A 23,578-nucleotide genomic window follows, 5' to 3' on the forward strand; every position below is an offset into this window, starting at 1 on the left:
CCCGGCTGCGGCGCCGCCTGAGGCTGCACATGGGGCTGCGGCGCCCCGTTGGGGGCTGCCGCCCCGGCGGGGCCCGGCCGACCGGCGGTCGCCGCGGGTGCGGGCACCGCGGTCGGCACGACATGCCCCTGCCCGTTCATATGGGTCGTCGGCATCTGCAGTTTGGTCTGCGGCGGAGCCTGGATCGGCCGCGCAGCGGCTTCGGCGCCAACCCGGCTGGCAGCCGTCGGCTGCGGCAGGGCAGCGGGCGCCGCCGCACCCGGCCGGCCCGTGCCGGCGGACGCCACGATCGGATGGGTGAAGGTCGCGGCCTGCGCCGCCGGCAGGGCCGCCTGGCGCACCGGCCGGGCGTTGACGAAGGCGTCATGATTGACCACCGTCACCGCGCGCTGGTTCGCATAGGTCACATTGGTGACATTGACCGTCTTGTTGACCGTGATGTTGTTGATCTCGGTCCGCGACACATTGGTCACGTTGACGTTGCGGATGTACCTCTCGCTGACGCGATAGGGCGGACGATAGACTTCGCCCGGGCCGAGCGGCACCCAGCCGATGGCGGCGCCGATGCCCACGCCGATCCCGATGCCGACCGCAATGCCGACACCGGGGCGCGGTCCCGGCTCACCGCCGACGAACGCGACCATGGCCGGCGCATAGACCGGCCGTTCGACGACCGTGCCCGGAACCCAGCCCCAGCGCCCGTCGAACTGCGTCCAGCGGCCGTAATGGAACGGCGCGAAACCCCAGGGCTCGTCATCGACCCAGGTCCAGCCCCAGGGTGCCACCCAACGCCAATGCCCTTCGCGATAGGGCGCCCAATCGGCGGCCACCGAACTCGGCATCCAGACCGCGCCATATTGCGGCGTCGTCTGCCAGGTGCCGTATTGCTCGAGATTCTCGGCGCCCACGACCTGCGGCGAGACGTATTGGCGTGCCGGCGGATGGTCGAACCGATGCATGCGATCGGCGACCCAATGGTCGAACGCATCGTCCTGCAGCGCCTGCTGGGTATAGGCGAGCGGGTCGCCGGCGGTCACGATCAGTTCGTTGTTGGTCTCGACCGGCACCGTCCCGGACGGCTCGATCAACTGGGCGCTGCCATAGAGTGCCGCGATGCGCGTCGGCGCCTGGTCGTCGCCCGCGATGATCCGGTAGGTACCGTCGACGCCCAGTGCCGTGGTGCCGCGCGGCACGGTGACCTCGTAGCTCTCGTTCGGCTGCCGGCCATGCAGATGCACGTCGGCCCGGCCCTGGGGCACGTTGATGTCGACGTTCTGATCGTCGATGGCGACGAGATCGACCTCCGTGCCGCCGTCGAGGTCGATGCGCGCGGCACCGATCTGGATCTCCGCCTTGGCCCCCGGTTCGGTCCAGAGCGACGTGCCCGCGGTCAGCGGATAGTTCAACGCGGCCGGTGCCCAGGGATCGGTCGCATTCGCATGCATCGAGACCGTGCCCTCGACCAGGGACACGTAGCCGACGCGCGACGGCGGGTCTTGCTGGACGGTCCCATCCGGCGGCGGGGCGTCCTGGGCAAATGCCTGCACCATGGGGCCGAAGCCGGAAACCGACAGAGCCACGAACGCCACGGCGAGCGAATGCCCGCTGCGGACGGTTCGGCGTTGAATGGGCATTACCCTACTCCTAAGGAAAACAGCGCGGGGCGCGCTTCGACTGAACCGACAACGCCCCGCCGTCGAGGACTATTCCGCGCCTTCGTCGACACCCCTGGCGGTATCGGGCGACGCGCAGGTCCAGGTTCTACGCCCCGAACAAGGGTTTCGTTCCCGTCCTGCGGGACAGCGATCCCGGAAAGTCTCAAATTTGTCCCAGGCGCGGTCAAGCCGCTTCAACGGATCGGCGACGATTTCGGCAGACCGCGCACGACCCGCCACAGCATGGCAAACCCGGTCAGCACGCTCATGATGGTGAAATCGACGCCCGACAGTCTCCCGGCGGTCGCCATGTGCCACAAGGCGAGCAGCACCGACGGATAGACCAGCCAGTGCAGCCGCCGCCAATTGCGCCCGCCGACCCAGCGGATCGCCGCATTGAACGAGGTTGCGGCCAGCGGCACCAGCAGCAAGGTCGCGACGAAGCCCAGGAACAGATAGCGCAGGCGCAGGATCTCCGTCGTGATCAGATCGAGGTCGAAACCGTAGTCCATGCTCCAGATCGCGAAATGACCGACCGAATAGGCGGCGGCCCACAGGCCGATCGGCCGACGGAACCGGATGATGCCGGGCAACCCGGCGAGGCGCGCGAGCGGCGTCACCAGCAGGCCGGCGACCAGCAGGCGCATGCCCCAGATGCCGGAAATGCGGGTCGCCGGCGGGAACGGGTCCGCGACGAAGGCGCCCCAGAACGAATCATAGGCGAGTTGCAGCGCCGGAACCGCCAGCACCAGGATGACGAGTGGTTCGCCGACGCGGCGCAGCCAAAAGCTGATCTGCTGCTTGGTCCGTCGAGAACGCTCTTGATTAGAGAGGGTCATTTACCACCTGATAGAGACACGATGGCGCGTCGCCATCGTTACCGGATGCCGATGTCGGGTCCGGGTTCGTCTGCTCGCTCGATCGCGTGAGGAGGAGGCTCAAGCACACGCCATGAATCGCATTTCCTTGTTCAATTCGCCCCTGCTCCTGGGTTTCGACCATTTCGAACGCGCGATCGATCGCGTGGCGAAGGCGTCGACCGACGGCTATCCGCCGTACAATATCGAGCAGACGGGCGACGACCGGCTTCGCATCACCCTCGCCGTGGCCGGCTTCACCATGCATGACCTCGTGGTCCAGATCGAAGACAATCAACTCGTCATCCGCGGCAAGCAGGCCGAGGATCGGGAGCGCCTGTACCTGCACCGCGGCATCGCCGCCCGCCAGTTCCAACGCTCCTTCGTCCTCGCCGAAGGCATCGAAGTCACCGGCGCCTCGCTCGACAATGGCCTGCTGCACATCGACCTGATGCGTCCGACCATCGAGCCCAAGGTCCGGCGCGTCGAAATCCGCGCAGACGGCAAGAGCGCCACCAATCAGCCGATCGGCATCGGTGCCGACCCGGAGCAGGCCTGAGGAACCACCTCAGCCCTTCCCGGCTTCCATATCGGATCTGAACGCAATGGCGGCCAATCACGTTCACGTCAGGAGGCTACCCCTGTTCCCGTGTCTCCATCGTGCCGAGCGGCACGGGTGATGCAGGGACCGGAAGCGAACGACGCGGGCCGCAGAAATGAATCGGAAATGACGGGATCGGGCCGTACCGCCCCTCGTCCTCCGGTTCGGAGGTAGGACCATGAACGACAGCAGCATCATCAATCCCCGCCACATGTCGACACGCGATCTGGCCATGTTCGGCGTGCAGGATGTGGCTTTCATCAAGGCCGTCTCGGTCAATGACGAGGTCGGCTACGCCATCCATGCCGCCGACGGCACCCAAATGGCGCTGGTCACCGACCGGGACGTCGCCTTCGCCGCCGTCCGCCAGCATGGGCTGGAGCCGGTCAGCGTCCACTGAAACGAAACCGGCCGAAGCATGTCACGCTCCGGCCGGTTCCATCGTTCTGAGAGCGACCGAGGCTATGCGGCGTCCGACGCCCGATCCTCGGTCAGCAACGCATACAGCGCATCCGCATTGTCGGTGCCGCGTAATTTGGCACAGACCGCCCGATCCCTGAGCAACCGCGATACCCGGGCCAGCGCCTTCAGGTGATCGGCCCCGGCGTCTTCCGGTGCCAGCAACAGAAAGATGAGATCGACCGGCTGGTTGTCGATCGCTTCGAAATCGACCGGGCGATCGAGCCGGGCGAACAGCCCGGTCATGCGATCGAGGCCGGGCAGCTTGCCATGCGGGATGGCAATGCCCAGCCCGACGCCCGTCGTTCCCAGCCGCTCGCGTTCGGACAGCACCTCGAAGACCAGCTTTTCGGACTGCCCGACGAGCGAGGCGGCTTTCTTGGCCAATTCCTGCAGCGCTTGCTTTTTCCCGCTGACACGGAAGTTGGCGATCACGCTGTGGGGCGTGATCAGATCGGCGATCATCATCGATGGTTCCTGGTTAGGCCCTATTCGGCCGCCGCGGCCGCTTCGGTCTGTCGCGGATCGATCCAGCCGATATGGCCGTCGTTCCGGCGATAGACCACGTTGAGTCCGCCGTGCGCGGAGTTCCTAAACATCAAAGTCGGCAATTCCGCAAGGTCCATGCGCATCACCGCCTCGCCGACGGTCAGTGTCGGGATCTCCGTCGCCATCTCGGCGATCACCACCGGTTGGCCGTCATGATGCTCGGAACTGGTATCCTCGTGGTCGTCCGGCTCGGGGGCCAGAATGTAGGACCGGGCCTCGATCGCCTGGTCGACCCGATCCTTGCCGGCGGCATGATGGTCGTTCAGGCGCCGCTTGTAGCGCCGCATCCGCTTGGCGATCCGTTCCGCCGCCTTGTCCGCCGCCTTGTAGACGTCGGCGTCCTTCTCGCTCGACTGCATGAGAATGCCGCGACCGACATGGACCTGCAGGTCGCACGTATAGCGATGCGCCTCACGCGCGATGACGGCGTGGGCCTCGATCCCTTCGCCGAAATACTTGCCGACCAGCGTGGTCAGACTTTCCTCGATATGGGTTCGAAGAGCGTCGCCCACATCCATCTGCTTGCCCGTGACGCGTAACTGCATCGCCATGATTTAATACCCCTTCCTGTTTCACGTCCGGCCTTGGGTGGGTCCGGACGAGCGGCACCCCGGTGGGAAGTTCCCCCGGAATGTCCATGAGCCCCTCGCTTCGGCCGGGTTTGCGCCGGAGGAGGGATTTGCAGGTGCCCTACATTCCCAGCGACTTGTCGCGTCGTCGCAACACCGACGACGGAATGCGCATCGCTTCACGGTATTTCGCCACCGTTCTGCGGGCGATGTCGACTCCGTCCTCGTGCAAGATTTCGACGATCCGATCGTCGGATAGGATTCCTTCCGCACCCTCGGCATCGATCAGCGTCTTGATCCGGAACTTGACCGACTCGGCGGAATGCGAGGCGGCGCCGTTCGCGGCCGGGATCGACGAGGTGAAGAAATATTTGAGCTCGAACAGCCCGCGCGGCGTCGTCATGTATTTGTTCGTCGTGACCCGGCTGACCGTGCTTTCGTGCATGCCGATCGCCTCGGCGATGTCGCGCAGGATCAAGGGCCTCAGATGGGAAACGCCGTAGGCGAAGAAAGCCTCCTGCTGGCGGACGATTTCCGTCGCGACCTTGAGGATCGTCGTCGCGCGCTGGTGCAACGACTTGACCAGCCAATTGGCCGACTGCAGCTTTTCCGAGAGATAGTCGCGGTCGAGCTTGCCGGCGGGGCCGCGGGTGATCTTGGAATAATAGCGGGTATTGACCAGAACACGCGGCAAGGTGTCGTTGTTGAGTTCGATCACCCAGCCGCCGCCCTGCTGGACGCGCATCAGGATGTCGGGCACGACCGGTTGGGCCGGCACGCCGTCGAACGCCAAGCCCGGCTTCGGATTGAGCGCCTTGATCTCACCGACCATCTGCGCCAGGTCCTCGCCGTCGGCGCCGCAGATCCGCATCAGCGCGCCGATCTCCCGGTTCGCCAGCAGCGGCAGGTTGGCGATCAGCTTTTCCATGCAGGGATCGAAGCGTCCCTGTTCCTTGAGCTGGATCGCCAGGCATTCGGCGAGGTTGCGCGCGAAGATGCCGATCGGATCGAAGCGCTGCAGCCGGGCCAGGACCGCCTCGACCTCGGCCAGGTCGGCGCCCAGCGTCTCGGCGACCTCAGCCAGGTCCGCGGTCAGATAGCCGGCATCATCGACCAGATCGATCAGGAACAGCCCGATCATGCGTTCGGCCGGTTCCTCGAGGTCGCAATTGAGCTGGCCGACCAGGTGCTCGCGCAGGGTGATGTCCTGGCGCAGGGTCTCTTCCAGGCCCGGCATGTCGTCGTCGCCGGTGCGGGTGCTGGGCGTCTTCCAGGCGTCGGCATCGCCGGCATAATCGACGGCCCCCTCGCCCTCGGTCCCGGCCGAGGCCTGCCAGACGTCGGCATCGTCGCCGCCGAAGCTCTGCTCGCCGTCGAGCGCGGTGGTCGGCTTGTCCTCGATCACGCTCGACGCCTCGACACCATTCGGCGCGTCGGCCGCGATCATCGGCTCGGGATCGCTTTCGTCCCGTTCCAGCAGCGGATTCTGCTCGAGCTCCTGCTCGACGAAATCGGACAGTTCGAGGTTCGACAGCTGCAGCAGCTTGATTGCCTGCTGCAGCTGCGGCGTCATGACGAGGGACTGGGATTGTCGGAGATCGAGCCTCTGGCTGAGGGCCATTATGCTACACCGACGCTAAAGACTGAATCTCTCACCGAGATAGACCCGGCGCACGTTCACGTCGGCCACGATCTCACTCGGCGCGCCCTCCATCAACACCCGGCCGTCGTGGAGGATATAGGCGCGATCGACGATATCGAGCGTCTCGCGCACGTTATGGTCGGTGATCAGCACGCCGATACCCCGATTCTTCAGGTGGCGAACCAGCTCGCGAATGTCGTTGACGGCGATCGGATCGATGCCGGCAAGCGGTTCGTCGAGCAGGATGAAATGCGGCTGGGTCGCCAGTGCCCGCGCGATCTCGACGCGACGGCGCTCGCCGCCGGACAGCGCCAGCGCAGGGGTGCGGCGCAGGTGGCTGATCGAGAATTCGGCCAGCAGCTCATCCAGCATCGCCTCGCGCGCATCGACCACGGGCTCGACCACTTCGAGCACCGCACGGATGTTCTGCTCGACCGACAGGCCGCGGAAGATCGAGGCTTCCTGCGGCAGGTAGCCGATGCCGAGCCGGGCCCGGCGATACATCGGCAGGCCGGTGATGTCGTGCCCGTCGAGGGTGATCGAGCCGATATCGGCGCTGATCAGCCCGGTGATGATGTAGAAGCAGGTGGTCTTGCCGGCGCCGTTCGGACCCAGCAGGCCGACCGCCTCGCCCCGTTTCACCGAGATGGAGACGTCGCGCAACACCGGGCGACGCTGAAAGCGCTTGCCGAGGTTGGTCGCCACCAGGCCGGTCTTGGTCGACACCAGACGGGGCTTCGTATCGTTAGGGGAATGTTCCGAAGCCGGAATGTCCGCCGCGGGCTCTGGGCTCTTCGCTTCGGGCTCGCTGAACAACGTCGACAGGATCTTCATGGTCCTACTCTAGCGCGGTTTAGCCGGTCACGGCTGCGCTTTTTGGGCGGGCACGGTCGAATTGCCGCTGCCGGCGCCGGAAGCACCCTTCTGGCGCGGCATGATCAGGCCCTGAACCCGGCCGCGCGTCGCGTCCTCGGCATTCGGCGGACGCGGCAGGATCCGGCTGACGCCGGTCTGCAGGTCGACCACGCCATATTGGCCGACGACCGTATCGTCGCCGCGCGCGATCGTGACATGTCCCACCAGGGTCGCGATGCCGGTATCGGCGTTGTAGACGCCATTGTCGCCGGTGCCGACCTGGCCGTTCAGGCCGGACACGATGACATGGCCCTTGCCGTCGACCCGGCTGATGCGGGAATCCTCGCCGGGCGCCTGGGTAACCTGGGCGACCAGGGTGTCGCCGCGCACCCGCCGCTCGCCGCGGACCGCGACGGCGTTGCCGCGCGCGACCGCCAATTGCTTGCCGTCATACCATTCGAGCGAATCGCGCGCCGTCACCACATCCTGGGTCGTGGTCAGCTTGAGCGCCTGGCCGGTCATGACCACGACCGCCTGGTCGATGTCGTAGATGCCGTGGTCGCCGACCACCTGCTGGGTCGGTGTCGCGATCCGGACATGGCCGTCGGCGACCACGCGCCAGATCTCGGTCTGGTTGGAATTCGTGATCTCGCGGTAATAGGCCGTCAGCACGTCGGCATAGAGCGTCGTCTGGCCCCGCTTCGCGACCGCGTTGCCGCGCGCGATATAGGCCTTGACGCCCTGCTGCCATTCGATGCCGTTCTCGCTGGTCACTTCGAGCGGCCCCTGCCCGCGATTGCCGAGCAGGGTCGAGCCGCCAGCGCCCTTCGCGGTCGTCGCATCCGCGGCGGCCGGCGGGGCCGCCGCCGGCGGCGCCGAGGGCTTCGCAGGCTTGACCTGCTTCGACTTGGCTGCGGGGCTGGACGTGTCCTGCGCCCAGGCGGCGCACGATCCGCCCAGCAAGGCGGCTGCGATCAGCAGTCGAACGAAATTTCGGATCACTTGGCCTCGCCGGTTGCCGCGTTCATCACGAGCTTGGATTTGCCCGTGAATAGCATGGTCTCGCCCTTCTTGAGTACCCTGAAGCCTTCGCCGGCGATGGTGCCGGCCGGACCGGCGCCGGTCACCGCCTGGTCGCCTTCGGCCGAGCCGGCATTGAGATCGACCCGAGCCTGTTCGGTATGGAACTGGTAGCCTTTGTCGTGGAACAGCGTCACGTCGCCGAACAGGTCGAGGAAATGGCTGTCCGGCTGATAGATGCCGGTCTTGCCGGTGACCACGACCCAGGCGCCTTCCTTGGTCAGGATGTCGGCCTTGGGGACCTCGAGACCGACCAGGTCGTTGTTTTCAGGATTCTGCCGCGCCGTGTCGGCGGTCAGGGTGAACGGCCGCTTCTCCTTGTCGACGCCGCTGAAGCGCGGATTGACCATGCGGAGGTCCCGCACCTGGGCGCTGTCGAGCTTTGGGAACACCAGCCGCAGCCGGTCCAGGCCGTGCGACAGGTAGGGCCAGCCGGCGAGCGCCAGCAGCAGGCCGCCGGCGCCGAGCGGCAGCACCAGCTTGGCCCAGCCGACGAAGCGGCTGTAGCGGATCGCATGGCGCTGGATCTGGCCGCTGCTGCGGCGCGCGCCGAGGCCGATCGTCGGCGTTTCGCCGGCGGTCGGACGAGGAAGATCGGTCATGCAGCACTCCTGCTCCGGGCCCGGTCGGTCGTCATATTGGGGCCGCTTACAACGCCTGTCGCCGGGATATTCGGGCGCACCCGAACCCCGATGCCAAATCGGACAGCGCGTTCGTGCGTGTCATATGAGCACAATTTCGTGTGGGATCAACGCATGACCGCCCGGCGCGGGGCGGTCATGCTAGATTGCGGCACGATGAACCGCCCGATCCTCTCGCTGCCGCCGCTCGCCCGGAGCCTGTCGGCCCGCCTCCTCGTTCTGACCGTCGCGTTCGTCATGATCAGCGAGGTGCTGATCTTCGTGCCGTCGGTTTCGCATTTCCGCGAGAGCTATCTCGAGGACAAGCTCGCCGCCGGGACGCTGGCGCTGCTGGCGCTCGAAGCGACGCCCGACAACATGGTCAGCCAGGAACTGGCCGATCAGCTGTTGCACAATGTCGGCGCCTTTTCGGCCATGCCCGAGGACATGGGCCGCCTCAGCTCGTCGAAGCTGAAGGGCGTGCTGGCGCTCGAAATGCCGCCCGAGGTGCAACGGGTCGTCGACCTGCGCGACGAAACCATGTTCGCCGCCATGCGCGGTGCGATGATGACGCTGTTCCGGCGTGGCGACCGGGTCATGATGGTGATCGGCAAATCGCCGCGCGAACCGCAGATCGAGCTGGACGTCACCCTGCCGGAACGGCCGCTGCGCGAAGCGATGATCGCATTCGCCCGCAACCTGTTCGAGATCTCGCTGGTGATCTCGGCTATCACCGCCGCCCTGGTCTACGTGACCCTGCAATGGCTGTTGGTGCGCCCGATGCGGCAGCTGAGCGAAAACATGATCGCGTTCCGCGAAGACCCGGAGGACGCATCCCGCGTCATCAGGCCCGGTGGCCGGCGCGACGAGATCGGCGTGGCCCAGCGCGAACTCGCCCACATGCAGGAAGCGGTGCGCCAGGCGATCAGCCAGCACGCCCGCCTGGCCGCATTGGGCACCGCGGTCACCAAGGTCAATCACGACCTGCGCAACATGCTGTCGACCGCCCTCGTCGTCTCGGACCGCATCGCCGAGACCGGCTCGCCGGAGATCCGCCGGATGGCGCCGGCCCTGGTGAACGCGATCGAGCGGGCGACCAAGCTGTGTACCGGAACGCTCGCCTACACGCGCGAGGGCGCGCCGCCACTGACCCTGGTGCGCTTCCCGCTGTCGCCGCTGATCGACGAAATCGAGGCAGCGCTGCCGTCGCGCGAGGATCACCGCATCGCCGTCGATGATGACACGCAGGGCGCCGTCATCGGGGCGGATCGCGACCAGCTGTATCGGTTGCTGCTGAACCTCGCCCGCAATGCCGCCGAATCCGGGGCCGACCGGATCCGCTTCCGCGTGCAGCCCGGTGCGGTGCGCGGCGTCGCGATCGAGATCGCGGACGATGGTCCGGGTCTGCCGCCCAAGGCCCGCGACAACCTGTTCAAGCCGTTCGCCGGGTCCGCCCGCCCCGGCGGCACGGGGCTGGGCCTGGCGATCGGACGCGAGATCGCGCGCGCCCATGGCGGCGACCTGGTCCTGGTCGACAGCGCCGGCAGTGGCACGATCTTTCGCCTGACCCTGCCCCAGGGCTGGGTCGAGGGTGCCACCAACCAGCAACTCGCCGGCTGACGCCTCAGGGTGTGACGACGAACACCGTGCCGCAGCCCGTCACCGTGACGTTCGCCGACGTCGTGCAGGTCTCCCCGCCGGCACTGCTCGTGCCCCACAGGTTGCCCGCCGGATCCAGGGTGACGCCGCCCAGCGGCCCCTGGTTCATGTAGCCGAGCGTCGCCAGCTGGGTCACGACGCCGTGGGGCGTCATCTGGTAGACCCCGCCGCCGCTTCGGCGATCCTCGCCGCTGGTCGTCAGGTAGAAGTTGCCGGCATTGTCGCGCATCACGCCGCCGTAGCCGACGTCGCCGGGCAATTCCCCGATGACGACCTGCTTGTGGGTGATCGCCGTCACCTCGAAGACGCGCGGTCCGGCCTCGGCCGAGGTCAATGCGCCGAACACGTTGCCGGACAGGTCGCGCACGATGGCGCCGGCCGGACCGCCCGACGGGATCTCGGTGAATTGCGTCACGACCACGAAGTTGCCGTTCGGCAGGATCGCATAGAGCGTGCCCTTCTGATTGACCGCGACCGGCACCGATGTCGTGCCGATCACCGTGCCCTGCGGATCGAGCACGATGTTGCTTGCCGGGCCGCTGCCGTCGCCCGTCTCGAACACGCCGGTGAAGGAATGGAGCACCCGGTAGCTGCCGTCGGGCGCGATCTTGAATACGGTTCCCGCCTGCAGCGGGGCCGTGCCGCCTTGCAGGGTGGTGCCGTAGATCGAGCCGTCGGGTCCCAGCGTGACGCCCGCGACCGGGGCCGACCCATCCGGCCCGGCGAACGCATGCAGCGTCGTCAAAGGCCACAGGCCGCTGCCGCGGCGGGGATTGGTCAGTTTGAACACGGTGCCGAGCCCGGCGCTGCCGCCGGCCCGGGTCGTGCCGTAGAGATTGCCCTGGGCGTCGGCCACGAGACTGCCGTTCGGATGCGCTCCATCCGGCCCGCTGAAGGCATAGACGACCGACGGCGGCGTATCCGGCACTTCGAGGATGGTGTCCGCCTGCTGGAAGATGACGCCCAGGTCCGCCGGCCCGGCGACCAGGTTCGGCGGCGCCGAGCCGGCATAGGTGGCGCCGTAGAAGAAATGATCGGAGTAGAGCAGGCCGCCGTTGTTGGGCACCGCGCCGTCCGTCCCGTCGAAATAGGCCTGGGTCGAGAGCGTTCCCGCGGACGCAGGGCTCGCGAGGACAGCGAGGGACAGGAGCATCGAGCCGAAGCGGAATTTCGAGCGTGTCATGAATTCCCCCCACTTGCATCGCGGGTGCGGGGGGCGGGCGATTCCACGCCCCGCGATCCGCGGGAATGAAACGGCGTTTGCCCGTCCCGGCATGGGGTCGGACACGGCAAAATTCTTAAGGTCGGTGCGTGACCTGCGAACGACGCATCGGCCGCGAGGTTCAGGGCATTCTGCCCAACCGCACGTTTTATTTTGAGGGAGATTCGAGCGGGGCGGGGCGGGGCGCGGTCGGACCGCGCCCCGGGAAGCTCAGTCGAACGCCAGGACCTGGGCCTTGAGATAGGCCGATTCCGGCAGCGCCGGATGCACTGGATGGTCCGGACCGGCATAACCGGTATAGAGGATGCGGCCGACCCGGCCGGCGTCGTCGATGCCGTGGCGGACCGCTTCGGCGAACAGGTCGAGCGGCATGTTGTGCGAGCAGGAGGCGGCGAGCATCACCCCCTGCTTGGCGACCAAGGCCGCGCCCAGCCGCGCCATCTTGCGATAGCCCCGGCTGCCCGGCCCGAGGTCCTTCTTGGACTTCACGAAGGCCGGCGGGTCGAGGATGACCACGTCGAACCGCTCCTTGCCCTCGGCCAGCTTCTCCAAGGTCTCGAACACCTCGCCGCGCAGGATCTTGCAGCGGTCGGCGACGCCGTTCAGCTCGGCCGCGCGCTTGGCCAGCGCCAGCGCCGGCTCGGACCGGTCGAGCAACGTCACCTCGGCCGCACCCGCGACCGCGGCCTGGATGCCGAAGCCGCCGGTGAAGCTGTAGCAATCGAGCACGCGCTGGCCCTTCGACAGGCCGGCGATGAAAGCGCGGTTCGGCCGCTGGTCGAAGAACCAGCCGGTCTTCTGGCCATCCGACAGGTCGGCGAGGAAGGTCGAGCCGTTCTCGCGCACTTCCAGCGGGCCCGAGAGGCTGCCCTTGGCGAAGCGCGTCTCGGTCGGCAGGCCTTCGAGTGTACGGGCATGGCTGTCGTTTCGGAACACGACGACTTCCGGCGACAGCACCTCGTCGAGCGCCTTCAGGATGTCCTCTTCCATCGCCGACGCCCAGGCGGTGTTGAGCTGGCAGACCACGGCCGTGCCGTAGCGGTCGATGATCAGGCCGGGCAGGCCGTCGGCCTCGGCATGGACCAGGCGATAATAGGGTTCGGGGAACAGCCGGTCGCGCAGCGCCAGCGCGCGCTCCAGCCGCTTGACCAGGAAGCCGTGGTCGATTTTCACGCTCCAGTCGCGCGTGATGATACGGCAGGTGATGAGCGGCTGCGGGTTGAAGGTCGCGACGCCGAGCGACTTGCCCTCGGCATTGCGCACGGTCACCAGGCTGCCGGCCGGCAGCGCCTTGGCGGCCGCGTTCAGCACGACCTCGTTCGAATAGATCCAGGGATGGCCGCGTTCGGCGCGCTTGTGCTTGCCGGTAACGAGCGTCACTTGGGGCCGGGTTGACGGATCGTCACGCACGGGCGGAAGGCTCCTAGGGCCGTTCTATTGATGTAATCGCCGGTGATGACACGGGGAGGGCGCCAAGGGAAGCCCGACCGGCGCAGGTCAGCCAGCCCCATGCCCGACTAGCGCTGGACCTGCTTGGCCACCGGCACGGCCGATTGGGGCTCGGTGTCCCAGGGGAACAGGATCCAGGTATCCTGGCTGACCTCGGTGATGAAAGTGTCGACCAGCGGCCGGCCCGCCGGCTTTGCGTAGATCGTCGCGAAATGCGCCTTCGGCAGCTGGCCGCGCACCAGGCGGGCGGTGACGCCGGTGTCGACCAGGTCGTCGATGATCAAGAGGCCCGTGCCGTCGCCCTCGATGCCCTTGAGGATGGTCGGCGCGCCCATCGACCGGTCGTCGTAGGTCGCGACGCAGAAGGTGTCGACCAGGCGGATCTCGAGCTCGCGCGCGACGATCGCGGCCGGAACCAGGCCGCCGCGCGTGATCGCGACGATGCCGTCGAAAGGGCCGCTGTCCAGCAGGCGCCAGGCCAGCGCCTTGGCATTGCGATGCAGTTCCTCCCAGGAAACCGGGAAAGTCCGTTGCGCGCTCTTGGTGGTCATCGATCGGCCCGTCTGGAAAAGGAGATGCCCGGCATTATCGCGCGCACGGCGCCGGGGTCAAATCATCCGCGTGCAGCGGTGCTCCGCCCGGGGCTCGCGGCTCAAGCGCTTTCGGACGGCGCGCGGGCGATGACGCAGCCGGCGATGCGCCAGGATCCGTCGGGCTCGCGCTCCATCATATAGAGTGCGGTCACCAGCACGCCGTCCGGCCCGACGAACGCGACCTTCTGGACGATCCGGCCGTCCTCTTCGTCGAGCGCGCCGAAATGGGTCTCACGCGGCCGATAGACCATCGGGTAGCCCTGCCGGACCAGGGCCAGGAACGTCTCGGGATCGCCGAACTGCCGGCGGATGCCGGGCGAGGCGAGCGCGAACGCTCTCGTGGCGTCATCGGCCTGGAACGCATCGAGCTGCTGCCGGATCACGGCCTGGATGGCCGTGCGATCCGCCTCGCTGGGCGCAGCCCGGGACGGGCCGGCGCACAGGCCGGCGAGAACGGCGAGCATGAAGATCGAACGGCGCATGGCACTGCTCCCTCGGCTAGAGAGATGGAGCGGATGCGGCGCGGGGCTACTCGGCGGGCCTTGGATTTTTCGAAATCGCAGCCGCCGTTCGCTCTGCGCCGCACGCATGGCCCGCCTTCGCCCGGCCCCGGGTTCGCCCCGTTTTCGAGCCTTGCGGCATCAAACGACTTCGACTAGTGTCCGCCACCTCGAACGGCGGTTTCGCCCTCGATTGCGCGCCCGTAGCTCAACTGGATAGAGCACCAGACTACGAATCTGGGGGTTAGGAGTTCGAATCTCTTCGGGCGCGCCATTTTCTCCCGCGATATTCCGAAGCTATTGCGACCCGCGGCAGCCGTTGTCCTTTAGGACGCGGGGCCTTTCGCCTTGCAGCACGGGGCCCCAGCGGGAATTGCAGGGCAGGGCCGCATCGACAAACGCCTTGCTTTCCGCTACAAGAACGTGGCTGCAGCTGATTCGACCGCAGCATTCTTCGGGCTGCACGCCTGGAGATAGAGTTCGAATCGCTTTGGGCGCGCCGTCCTCCATCGAGTTTCAGCGCCCCGAAGGCCGCTCCAAGTCCCGGTCCAACGGGACGAATTTTTCCCGTTTCGCGATCGCGCCAGACGGCAGCAGTGTTCCAGATCTGCGCCGATGCATTTCGAAACGTCCCCCCTTGATCCCGTCCCACCGGCTTGCGCGCGGCAGGGGACGACAAACGCGACACGCGTCCGCCCAGGAAAAGGTGCGGCCCGGTCGCGCAGAAGAAACACATGACTGAAATTACCAAATTCTCCGAGCTCGCCCTTCGCCCGGAGATTCAGGCCGCCCTCGCGGCCGAAGGCTACGTGACGCCGACACCGATCCAGCAGCAGGCCATTCCCTTTGCACTGGAAGGCCGCGACCTACTGGGCATCGCCCAGACCGGCACCGGCAAGACCGCTGCCTTCACCCTGCCGATCCTGCAGCATCTGAGCACGTCCGGCGGCGGACGCAAGCCAGGCACCGCCCGCACCCTGGTGCTGACGCCGACCCGCGAGCTGGCCATCCAGATCGGCGAGAGCGTCAAGAACTACGGTGCCAACCTGGGCCTGAAGCACACCGTCGTGTTCGGTGGCGTCGGCCAGAAGCCGCAGACCGACGCGATGAAGCACGGCGTCGACATCCTGATCGCGACCCCCGGCCGCCTGCTCGACCTGATGAACCAAGGCTTCATCAAATTCGACAATCTGGAAGCCTTCGTGCTCGACGAGGCCGACCGCATGCTCGACATGGGCTTCATCCATGACGTGAAGCGGGTCATCGCCAAGCTGCCGGCCAAGCGCCAGACCTTCTTCTTCTCGGCCACCATGCCGGACGAAGTCGCCAAGCTGGCCGGGCGCCTGCTGAAGGAGCCGGTCCGCGTCGAGGTGACGCCCGTCGCGACCACGGTCGAAAAGATCGTCCAGGGCGTGATCTTCTGCGAGTCCAAGGAAAAGCGCCAGCTGCTGGCCGATCTGCTGGCCGACCCGGCGTTCAGCCGCGTCATCATCTTCACCCGCACCAAGCATGGTGCCAACAAGGTGACCGAGTTCCTGGCCAAGGCCGGCGTCGGCGCCGCCGCGATCCATGGCAACAAGTCGCAGTCGGCCCGCCAGGCGGCGCTCGAAGGCTTCCGGGCCGGCGATCTCCGCGCGCTCGTCGCGACCGACATCGCGGCCCGCGGCATCGATATCGACGGCATCTCGCATGTCATCAATTTCGAGCTGCCGAACATTCCCGAGAGCTATGTCCATCGCATCGGCCGCACCGCGCGCGCCGGCGCCGAGGGCAGCGCCATCTCGTTCTGCGACGGCGAGGAGCGCGCCTACCTGCGCGACATCGAGCGGCTGACCAAGCAGGCGGTGCCGGTGCTGGCCCGTCCGCCGGCGACGGAGCCCGTCGTGACCCATCCGTCCGACGACCAGCGCCCGCCCCGCCCGCAGAACGGCCGGGGTCAGCGCCCGCAGCGCAATGGTCGTTCCGGCCAGAGCCAGGGCCAGGCGCCGCAGCGGACGCAGGGACAGGCCCCGCGCCCGCCCCGTCCGGTCGCCGCGGGGCCGGTGCAGGCCGGTGCCGCCGTTCATCCCCATGGTCGTCCGGCCCCGGGCAAGCCCGATGCCCATACCGCCAATCCGCATCGTCAGCAGCAGGGCAAGCCGATCCATCAGGGTCCGCGCCCCGGCCAGGGCCGGCCGGAGCAGCGCCCGCAGGCGACCGCGCCCCGGGCGCTCGGCACGTTCGGCGATCTGGTCGCCGGCCTCAGCACCCGGTCGGTACCCGACGAGCAGGACGCGACGAACGAAGCGCCCCGTCGCGAGCGCGCCAATCGCCGCTGAGCCCGCGGCGGCTTGAATGACGAAACGGCCGGCAGGGGTGACCCTGCCGGCCGTTTCGTTTCGGGTTGGCAGCGCCGTCAGAGCAGACGCATCTGGCGCGGATCCGAATCCGCTGCGGCGCCCTCGAGGTCGAGCAGGAACAGCTTGGTCTTGCCGCCGCCGGTGCCGCTGTAGCCGCCGAGCGATCCGCCTGCCGCCAGGATGCGATGGCAGGGGATGATGATCGGGATCGGGTTGGTGCCGCAAGCGCCACCGACCGCCCGGGCCGGGGCACCGACCTCGTCGGCGACCGAGCCGTAGGTCCGGGTCGACCCGGCCGGGATCCGACACATCGCCTGCCAGACCGCCTGCTGGAACGGCGAGCCGACCGGCCGCACCGGCAGATCGAAATCCTTGAGCCGCCTGTCGAAATAGGCGGCGACCTGCAGCGCCGCTTCCGCCAGCAGCGGCGTCGGCGCCGGGGTCGCGCGCTTGCCGCGCCACCACAGCTCTACGATGGCGCCGTCCTCTTCGGTGATCGTCAACAGGCCCAGCGGGCTCGGAACGATGATGGTCAGCGACTCCGGCGAGGAGGCTGACGGTGAAATCCAATGGGTCATCGTGGAATCCATTTGCGCCCTGGTGCGACGTCCAGCGCCGAGTTTATCGCAACCGCCCGCCGCTTCCTTTCGAAAAGGAGGCGGCCAGTTGCCCAACGGGATGACCCGGTGATGCACATGTGCAACATGCATATGGGATGCTCTTAGACATTTCAAATATGTGCATCCGACTTATTGACACGAAACTTATGTGAAATTATATCAGACCCACAGCGCCGATTTGAGCATCAGCTTGCGGGCGCTTAACAAATGCAGCTAAAGCGGGACGCCCAGGTGACGCCCCGATTCGATGCTGTAGTGGAACTGACGTCGGGCGGGCACGATGGATTTGGACCTCAAGGCACGGCAGCGGGCGGCTTCGCTCAATCGGCAATACCAGGGCGTCGACAGCGAGGAATTCCTGCGCGCCCTGATCGAAGACGAGTTTCCGGGGAAAGTGGCGATCGTCTCGTCCTTCGGTACGGAATCGGCGCTGTTACTGGCGCTCGCCGCGCGGGTAAACCGCGACGTTCCGATCATCTTTCTCGATACCGGCCATCATTTTCCCGAAACGCTCGCCTATCGCGACGTGGTGCAGCGCCGGCTGGGCCTGACCAACCTGCGCACGATCAAGGCGGCCGCATCGGCGCTCGCCGATCGGGACCCTGATGCCGCCCTTTGGCAGTTCGACACCGACGCCTGCTGCAGCCTGCGCAAGGTCGAGCCCCTGCAGGACGCGATCCACGAGTTCGATGCGTTAATTTCCGGCCGGAAGCATTCCCACGGCGCCTTGCGCAGCTTCATGCCGCGCATCGAGGCGGTCGACGGCCTGATCAAGCTGGACCCGATCGCCGACTGGTCACCCGAGCGGGTCGAGGAGGCGTATGAAGCACTCGACCTGCCGCGTCATCCATTGATCTCGCGCGGCTACCGCTCGGTCGGCTGCCGTCCCTGCACCGCGCCGGCGAGCGATGCGCTCGATCCGCGCGCCGGGCGCTGGGTCGGCCAGAACAAGACCGAATGCGGCATCCATCGTGCCGGCCGCGTCGAGCAGGGTCGGTCCGACCCGATTGAGCGCCCTGCGCTGCACGCCGCGTCCTAGCGGTTCAGTGGGTGGCGCCGTCGGCGACGGCGATATCGTCGGTCCGTCCCGTGGCGATCTCGATGGCCAAGACCAGGCCCGCGACCACGGTCTCGACCGCCATCGACGGCTGGCCCGGGTGGCGGGTCACCTGTTCCGGCAGGAACGGGATATGGATGAAGCCCGCGCGCATCGCCGGAAACTCGGTCGCTACCAGGTGCATCGACCCGTAGAACACGTGGTTGCACACGAAGGTGCCGGCCGTGTTCGACACTTTGGCCGGAATACCCGCGGCACTCAGCGCGCGCACCATCGCTTTCAGCGGCAGGTTGGTGAAATAGGCGGCGGGACCGCCCGGCACGATCGGCCGATCGATCGGCGACCCGCCGTCGTTGTCGGGGATGCGCGCGTCGTCGACATTGATCGCGACCCGTTCGATCGACAGCTCGGTACGGCCGCCGGCCTGGCCGACGCACAGCAGAATGTCCGGTCGGGTCGTCCGCACCGCGTCGCCCAGCACATCGAGCGCGCGATGAAACACAGCCGGTAGCAGCCGGCGCTCGATGGTGTGGGCACCGAGCATGCTCGGCAGCCGCAACACCGCCTCGAGCGCTGGATTGACCGGCTCGCCGCCGAATGGTTCGAACCCGGTGACCAGAATGCGCATCGCTCCCTCTCCCTTTGCCGCAGGATCATACGGAGCTCAGGGAACGGCCGACAGCGGTTTCAGGAAGCTGAGCCGCAGCGCGACCAACAGAGCCGCGACCTGCAGCGCGGTGGTCAGGTTGGCGACACCGGCCCAGCCCGCGGCGCTCCAGACCACACCGCCGTAGGAACCGACCAGCGCCGAACCGGTGTAGTAGAAGAACAGATAGAGCGACGAGGCCTGGGCCTTCGACGGGCCGGCGCGCCGGCTGATCCAGCTCGACGCGATCGAATGGCCGCCGAAGAAGCCGAAGGTGACGGTCGCGATACCCAGCACGATCACGGCCACGGAATCGGACCGGGTGAACTCGATCCCGGCCAATAGGATCAGCACAGTGATCCACAGCATGCGCCGGCGCCCGAAACGGTCCGCCAGCCCCCCGATCCAGGCCGAGGCCCAGATGCCGATCAGGTAGACCGTGAACAGGCTGCCGGTCACGGTCTGGCTGAGACTGAAGGGCGGCGCCATCAGGCGGAAGCCCACGTAATTGTACAGCGTGACGAAGCTGCCCATCAGCAGGAACGCCATCGCGAACAGCCAGGGCAGACCGGTGACGGCGAATTGCTCGCCGAGGCCGGTGACGAGCCGCCAGGGATGGAACTTGCGCGGCGTGAAATGACGCGATTCCGGCAGGGCACGCCAGAAGGCGGCGGTGGCGAGCAGGCTGGAGGCACCGATCGCGACGAGCGCCACGCGCCAGGAGGCATAGTCGGTCAAGGCGCCGGTCACGACCCGGCCGACCATGCCGCCGAAGCCGCTGCCGCCGATGAACAGCCCCATGGCCAACCCGACCGAGCGCGGATCGATCTCCTCGCCCAGATAGGCCATGGCGATCGACGGCACGCCGCTCAGGGCGATGCCCATCAGCAGCCGCAGGCCCAGCAGCTGGGCGAAATCCCCGACGAAGGCCGCCGCGATGGTCAGCAGCGACGACACCAGCATCGACAGGCACATCAGGCGCTTGCGCCCGATCGCGTCCGCCACGGCGCCGGCGAACAGCATCATCACGGCGACCGCGCCCGTGGTCAGCGACAGGGTTAGGCTGCTGGTCGCCGGGCTGACCTGGAATTCGCTCGCGAACACCGGCATCAACGGCTGCACGCCATAGAGCAGCGCGAAGGTGGCGAAGCCCGACAGGAACAGCGCGAGGTTCGTCCGGCGGAATTGCCCGGTTCCGCGGAGAATGCGCGTGGTTTCCGCGACGAGCGGCAGGGTCGACATGGTACAGGCCTTCAACGGCGCCGGGAAATCCGGGCACCTTGAAAAGGTAGGCACGACCTCTCCCGTTGTCTAATATATCGATATCGGTTTTTCGATATGATTTGGATATCGCTCGATGGAATTGCGCCACCTCCGCGCCTTCGTGGCCGTCGCCGAGGAGCTGCATTTCGGCCGGGCGGCCGAGCGGCTCGGCATTCAGCAGCCGCCCTTGAGCCTGCAGATCCAGGCGCTGGAGCGGGAACTGAAGGCCCGGCTGCTCGATCGCGGCTCGCGCAAGGTGGCGCTCACGGCGGTCGGCGCCCTGTTCCTGGTCGAAGCGCGCGCGACCCTGGCCCAGGCCGAGCGCGCCATCGCGGTGGTGCGCCGGGCCGGCGAGGGCGAGATCGGCGAGATCCGCCTGGGTTTCACCGCCTCCTCCCCCTTCACCCAGGTCATGCCGCAGGTGATCTATACCTTCCGCCAGCGCTTTCCCGAGGTCCACCTGAAGCTGGTCGGCATGACGACGCGCGACCAGCTGGCGGCCCTGGTCGCCCGCAAGCTGGACCTCGCCTTCATCCGCTCGCCCTTCGCCCCGATCCCGCCGGAGGTCGAGGCGCTGAACGTCATGACCGACCGCCTGATGCTGGTGCTGCGCGCCGATCATCCGCTGGCGGCCCTGCCCACGGTGCCGATCGCGGCGCTGATCCATGAACCGTTCGTGATGTTCGAGCGCGACGCCGGCACCGGCATCTGGGACCAGATCGTGGCGATCTGCGCCGACCAGGGCTTCAGTCCGACGGTCACCCAGGAAGCGCGCGAGGCGCCAACCCTGATCGGCCTGGTCGCCGCCGGCCTGGGCGTCACCATCCTGCCGGACTCGCTCCGCCGCATTCAGGTCGAGGGCGTAGTCTACCGCCCGCTCGACACGCCCCAGGCCGCGAGCACCGTGCTGCTGGCCCATCGCCACGACGAACGCGGCGGTGCGGTCATGGCGTTCGTGCGGCTGGTCAGGGAGACGGTGATCGACGGCAGCCAACAGGCTCGCGCGGAGGTCACCGCGTCCTGACCGCCCTCGCGCCGAAGCGCGCATCGATCGCCGCGATGAAGCGATCCGGCCATCCCATGTCTTCGTGTTCCTTCGACTTGGCGAAAAAGCTCGTTTCGAACACATCCGGCGATGCGTGGTCGGCGGTGCGGATGGTCTGATCGGTTCTATCGATCATGACGACGGTCTCCTTCCGTCGCCCCAGATCATACGTCTTGATCTCGACCGAAAAGCCATTGGCTTTCGCAAAATCGGCCAGTACTTGGAAAAACGCGGGCTGCTCGTCCGCTCGAACAGGTGTGGCGACTTCCGCGTACGAGGCCACGGTATGGCTCGCCTGCCATCCGCCGTAAACCCGCAGCAGCATCAGCAAGAATAGCCCGACAATCGTTAGCAGACCGATCGATGCGAGCGACAGCAAAACGAAATTCCTCGACCGGACCATCATCGCTTCGTCCGATCGTAGAAGCCCGGATTCGTTATGTAAGCTCGCACATTGCTGTCGGGCCCCCGGAAACCCAACGCACCCGCCGCATGATTTTCGACCCAGTTGTGGATATTCGGATTTGTACCGAAGCCCTCGGTTCGAACGAAGATCCCGGCCGGTGTTTCGACAACCGACCGATTGACGATCCCCTTGTAAAATACATGTCCCGGAAGGGTCTCATTGGTAACGTTCAAGTTGTCCGCGTCCACGGTTGAACGGATGGCACCGCTCGGCTCGCCGAAGACGTTGAAATTTCCGCCGTCCAAGGGAATGGGACCAGCCATCGGATCCTGGCCGGGATAAGCATTCCGTAAAAGACCATTCCAGGCGTTCTCGGTCGTGCAACGCACATCTCCACGTATGCAAACGAGCGTCTGATAGAGATAATGGTGTTGGAGCCCGTCACTCCTGCGTGCTCCCCAGCCCGGCCCTGCCGAGGTCCATCGGCCCCGATCATCGCGTGGTTGGTCGCGATGGTAGAATTTGGCGATCATCTCATCAGCCTGAGCTATTCGGGCAGCCCGTCCCAATCCAGCCTTGGCAGCTTTAGCAAGACGGCAGCGATCATGCCACGAGCCGCCATCCCTTCGTTCAGGGCGCGTGCGACACTGTCCAGTCCTTTGAAAAGGGCGGCCGCATCGAATGCCGCTTCGTAGGCGCGACTGATGAGCCAATCGATCTCCCGGCCGGGCCTCGGCCGGAAAACGCCGCCACCGCGACACAGCAACGGCACACCGCCTAGGGACAACCCCTGTTCGCTGCAGTCCAATCCAGAGTCGCTTGTCCGATCAGCCAGCCGGAATTTTACAAAAGACGAGCGCATGACAAATCCTGCAACTACGCATCAAAATGTTGCCGTTTTGTTCCAGAAACGTCGTCACTTGTCAAATGACAGCCCAATCTTTCTCTCGGCCGCCCTGGTCGGTGAACACGAGAAGCGGCCGGCCATCAGGGCGTCATCATGACCGAACTTGGCATGCCATCTCGGTCTAGAGTCCGGCTCCGCTTGCTCAACGCGTCTCGGACCGAGATCAAGACGATGGCCCGTAGGTAGCCGAGCGCGGCCTCAGCCGAGATTTTCACATCCCTGCCGGCCGCTCCATACCCCGGTCGCGCAGGATCGGCGCCGCGTCCGGGCCGGACAGGACGGCCAGCAGGGCGTGGGCCGCTTCGGGCTCGGCGGCCTTCACACCGATGCCGGCGCCGTAGACCGTATAATTCTGGATCTCCTTCGGCAGCGGGCCGACCATGTCGACGCCCTTGAATGCCGCCAATTCGCTGATCTGCTGCAGTCCGATCTCGGCCTCGCCGCTCGCCACCTTGTCGGCGACCAGCCCGCCGTTGACCAGCAGGGTCCGACGCCGCAGCTTCTTGGTCAGGCCCATCCGTTCGATCAGGCTCGCCATGTAGATGCCGCTGGACCCGCCGGCCTTGGGATCGATGTAGGCGATCGACTTGGCCTTCAGCAGCATGCGCTTGAACGCGTCCGCGGATCCCACATCGGGATGCGGCGCACCGGATTTCACCGCCACGCCGACGCCGACCTTGGCGAGGTCGGTCGCGCTCTCGGACACCAGCTTGCCCTCGGTCACCAGGTCGCCGATCGCCTGGGTGGTCAGCACCACCAGATCGAACGGGGCGCCCGCCTCGATCTTGTTGATGATGCCGCCGGCCGTGTCGCTGACCACCAGCACCTTGTTGCCGCTGGCTGCCTCGTATTGCGGAATCAGTGCCACTGCAACCTGCTTGAAGGCGCCCGTCGTCAACAGGCGGACCTCGCTGCCGCGCGCCGGCGGCGCGACCGTCGCGGCGGCAACGACCAGCGCGGCGACCAGGAAACTGCGCATGGAGAT

25 protein-coding genes and 1 tRNA gene are annotated in these 23,578 nt (G+C 66.7%); 7 read left to right on the forward strand and 19 right to left on the reverse strand.

The genetic code is table 11. The annotated features are described in order from the left end of the window. Together VGV37_RS25390 and VGV37_RS25395 are read right to left on the reverse strand one after the other, a co-directional pair. Window positions 1-1,634: DUF6600 domain-containing protein (locus VGV37_RS25390; RefSeq protein ID WP_326882591.1), on the reverse strand; the 1,634-nt coding region annotated here is incomplete at its 3' end. Window positions 1,635-1,849: 215 nt separating this feature from the next. Beyond that, window positions 1,850-2,494 carry a sulfite oxidase heme-binding subunit YedZ gene (locus VGV37_RS25395; protein ID WP_326882592.1) on the reverse strand — a complete coding sequence of 215 codons (645 nt, stop codon included), beginning with the start codon at window positions 2,492-2,494 and terminating at the stop codon, window positions 1,850-1,852. A gap of 112 nt (window positions 2,495-2,606) precedes the next feature. Between VGV37_RS25395 and VGV37_RS25400 the strand changes: the two genes are divergently transcribed. After that, window positions 2,607-3,071 carry an Hsp20 family protein gene (locus tag VGV37_RS25400; protein WP_326882593.1) on the forward strand — a complete coding sequence of 155 codons (465 nt, stop codon included), beginning with the start codon at window positions 2,607-2,609 and terminating at the stop codon, window positions 3,069-3,071. 220 nt (window positions 3,072-3,291) lie between these two features. Continuing rightward, window positions 3,292-3,513 (forward strand): DUF1150 family protein, encoded by a 222-nt coding sequence (locus VGV37_RS25405; protein ID WP_326882594.1) that lies wholly within the window; start codon window positions 3,292-3,294, stop codon window positions 3,511-3,513. A 62-nt stretch (window positions 3,514-3,575) separates the two neighbouring features. Here VGV37_RS25405 and ptsN read toward each other — a convergent pair whose 3' ends face one another. The 6 genes from ptsN to lptC all read right to left on the reverse strand — a co-directional run bounded on the left by ptsN (window position 3,576) and on the right by lptC (window position 8,869). Then, window positions 3,576-4,040 (reverse strand): PTS IIA-like nitrogen regulatory protein PtsN, encoded by a 465-nt coding sequence (gene ptsN / locus VGV37_RS25410; protein ID WP_326882595.1) that lies wholly within the window; start codon window positions 4,038-4,040, stop codon window positions 3,576-3,578. A gap of 20 nt (window positions 4,041-4,060) precedes the next feature. Next, window positions 4,061-4,672: a ribosome hibernation-promoting factor, HPF/YfiA family gene (gene hpf / locus VGV37_RS25415; RefSeq protein WP_326882596.1), complete on the reverse strand. Its 612-nt coding sequence runs from the start codon at window positions 4,670-4,672 to the stop codon at window positions 4,061-4,063. 139 nt (window positions 4,673-4,811) lie between these two features. After that, window positions 4,812-6,311, reverse strand: a complete 1,500-nt coding sequence (rpoN, locus tag VGV37_RS25420) for an RNA polymerase factor sigma-54 (RefSeq protein ID WP_326882597.1) — start codon at window positions 6,309-6,311, stop codon at window positions 4,812-4,814. A gap of 15 nt (window positions 6,312-6,326) precedes the next feature. Next, window positions 6,327-7,166 carry an LPS export ABC transporter ATP-binding protein gene (lptB, locus tag VGV37_RS25425; RefSeq protein WP_326882598.1) on the reverse strand — a complete coding sequence of 280 codons (840 nt, stop codon included), beginning with the start codon at window positions 7,164-7,166 and terminating at the stop codon, window positions 6,327-6,329. Between the two features lie 27 nt (window positions 7,167-7,193). Further along, window positions 7,194-8,189, reverse strand: a complete 996-nt coding sequence (locus VGV37_RS25430) for an LptA/OstA family protein (RefSeq protein WP_326882599.1) — start codon at window positions 8,187-8,189, stop codon at window positions 7,194-7,196. Continuing rightward, window positions 8,186-8,869 (reverse strand): LPS export ABC transporter periplasmic protein LptC, encoded by a 684-nt coding sequence (lptC, locus tag VGV37_RS25435; RefSeq protein WP_326882600.1) that lies wholly within the window; start codon window positions 8,867-8,869, stop codon window positions 8,186-8,188. Before lptC ends, VGV37_RS25430 begins: the two co-directional genes overlap by 4 nt. Before the next feature lie 153 nt (window positions 8,870-9,022). Here lptC and VGV37_RS25440 point away from each other — a divergent pair, with 153 nt between their 5' ends. Further along, window positions 9,023-10,507 carry a HAMP domain-containing sensor histidine kinase gene (locus VGV37_RS25440; RefSeq protein WP_326882601.1) on the forward strand — a complete coding sequence of 495 codons (1,485 nt, stop codon included), beginning with the start codon at window positions 9,023-9,025 and terminating at the stop codon, window positions 10,505-10,507. Between the two features lie 4 nt (window positions 10,508-10,511). Here the strand turns inward: VGV37_RS25440 and VGV37_RS25445 are convergent, their stop codons facing one another. From VGV37_RS25445 to VGV37_RS25460, 4 genes are all read right to left on the reverse strand, one after another. Continuing rightward, entirely contained in the window at window positions 10,512-11,729 is a 1,218-nt protein-coding gene (locus VGV37_RS25445) for a choice-of-anchor tandem repeat GloVer-containing protein (protein WP_326882602.1), read from the reverse strand. Between the two features lie 249 nt (window positions 11,730-11,978). After that, entirely contained in the window at window positions 11,979-13,178 is a 1,200-nt protein-coding gene (locus VGV37_RS25450; protein WP_326882603.1) for a class I SAM-dependent rRNA methyltransferase, read from the reverse strand. 107 nt (window positions 13,179-13,285) lie between these two features. Beyond that, on the reverse strand, window positions 13,286-13,768 hold the full coding sequence (gene gpt, locus VGV37_RS25455; protein WP_326882604.1) for a xanthine phosphoribosyltransferase: 483 nt from the start codon (window positions 13,766-13,768) through the stop codon (window positions 13,286-13,288). Window positions 13,769-13,869: 101 nt separating this feature from the next. Further along, on the reverse strand, window positions 13,870-14,292 hold the full coding sequence (locus tag VGV37_RS25460; RefSeq protein ID WP_326882605.1) for a DUF4864 domain-containing protein: 423 nt from the start codon (window positions 14,290-14,292) through the stop codon (window positions 13,870-13,872). A 215-nt stretch (window positions 14,293-14,507) separates the two neighbouring features. Here VGV37_RS25460 and VGV37_RS25465 point away from each other — a divergent pair. After that, window positions 14,508-14,584, forward strand: a tRNA-Arg gene (locus VGV37_RS25465). Between the two features lie 460 nt (window positions 14,585-15,044). Beyond that, the gene (locus tag VGV37_RS25470; RefSeq protein WP_326882606.1) at window positions 15,045-16,628 is read left to right on the forward strand and encodes a DEAD/DEAH box helicase; all 1,584 of its coding nucleotides are present in this window, start codon (window positions 15,045-15,047) and stop codon (window positions 16,626-16,628) included. Between the two features lie 77 nt (window positions 16,629-16,705). On the opposite strand, the gene VGV37_RS25475 is transcribed toward VGV37_RS25470, so the two are convergent. Next, complete coding sequence (locus tag VGV37_RS25475) at window positions 16,706-17,227, reverse strand: methylated-DNA--[protein]-cysteine S-methyltransferase (RefSeq protein ID WP_326882607.1); 522 nt, start codon at window positions 17,225-17,227, stop codon at window positions 16,706-16,708. Window positions 17,228-17,549: 322 nt separating this feature from the next. Here VGV37_RS25475 and VGV37_RS25480 point away from each other — a divergent pair, with 322 nt between their 5' ends. Continuing rightward, window positions 17,550-18,308: a phosphoadenylyl-sulfate reductase gene (locus VGV37_RS25480; RefSeq protein WP_326882608.1), complete on the forward strand. Its 759-nt coding sequence runs from the start codon at window positions 17,550-17,552 to the stop codon at window positions 18,306-18,308. Between the two features lie 4 nt (window positions 18,309-18,312). On the opposite strand, the gene pcp is transcribed toward VGV37_RS25480, so the two are convergent. Together pcp and VGV37_RS25490 are read right to left on the reverse strand one after the other, a co-directional pair. After that, window positions 18,313-18,954 (reverse strand): pyroglutamyl-peptidase I, encoded by a 642-nt coding sequence (pcp, locus tag VGV37_RS25485; RefSeq protein ID WP_326882609.1) that lies wholly within the window; start codon window positions 18,952-18,954, stop codon window positions 18,313-18,315. A 36-nt stretch (window positions 18,955-18,990) separates the two neighbouring features. After that, window positions 18,991-20,214 (reverse strand): MFS transporter, encoded by a 1,224-nt coding sequence (locus VGV37_RS25490; protein WP_326882610.1) that lies wholly within the window; start codon window positions 20,212-20,214, stop codon window positions 18,991-18,993. A gap of 115 nt (window positions 20,215-20,329) precedes the next feature. Here VGV37_RS25490 and VGV37_RS25495 point away from each other — a divergent pair, with 115 nt between their 5' ends. Further along, window positions 20,330-21,259 (forward strand): LysR family transcriptional regulator, encoded by a 930-nt coding sequence (locus tag VGV37_RS25495; RefSeq protein ID WP_326882611.1) that lies wholly within the window; start codon window positions 20,330-20,332, stop codon window positions 21,257-21,259. Here VGV37_RS25495 and VGV37_RS25500 read toward each other — a convergent pair. From VGV37_RS25500 to VGV37_RS25515, 4 genes are all read right to left on the reverse strand, one after another. Continuing rightward, window positions 21,246-21,686, reverse strand: a complete 441-nt coding sequence (locus VGV37_RS25500) for a hypothetical protein (RefSeq protein WP_326882612.1) — start codon at window positions 21,684-21,686, stop codon at window positions 21,246-21,248. The genes VGV37_RS25495 and VGV37_RS25500 overlap by 14 nt on opposite strands. Then, on the reverse strand, window positions 21,683-22,219 hold the full coding sequence (locus VGV37_RS25505) for a hypothetical protein (protein ID WP_326882613.1): 537 nt from the start codon (window positions 22,217-22,219) through the stop codon (window positions 21,683-21,685). Before VGV37_RS25505 ends, VGV37_RS25500 begins: the two co-directional genes overlap by 4 nt. A 14-nt stretch (window positions 22,220-22,233) precedes the next feature. Continuing rightward, the gene (locus tag VGV37_RS25510; RefSeq protein ID WP_326882614.1) at window positions 22,234-22,548 is read right to left on the reverse strand and encodes a hypothetical protein; all 315 of its coding nucleotides are present in this window, start codon (window positions 22,546-22,548) and stop codon (window positions 22,234-22,236) included. A 256-nt stretch (window positions 22,549-22,804) separates the two neighbouring features. Beyond that, window positions 22,805-23,572 carry a substrate-binding domain-containing protein gene (locus tag VGV37_RS25515; protein WP_326882615.1) on the reverse strand — a complete coding sequence of 256 codons (768 nt, stop codon included), beginning with the start codon at window positions 23,570-23,572 and terminating at the stop codon, window positions 22,805-22,807. Window positions 23,573-23,578 lie beyond the last annotated feature (6 nt).

The organism is Aliidongia sp. (assembly GCF_035943795.1).
Taxonomy (GTDB): Bacteria; Pseudomonadota; Alphaproteobacteria; order ATCC43930; family CGMCC-115725; genus Aliidongia.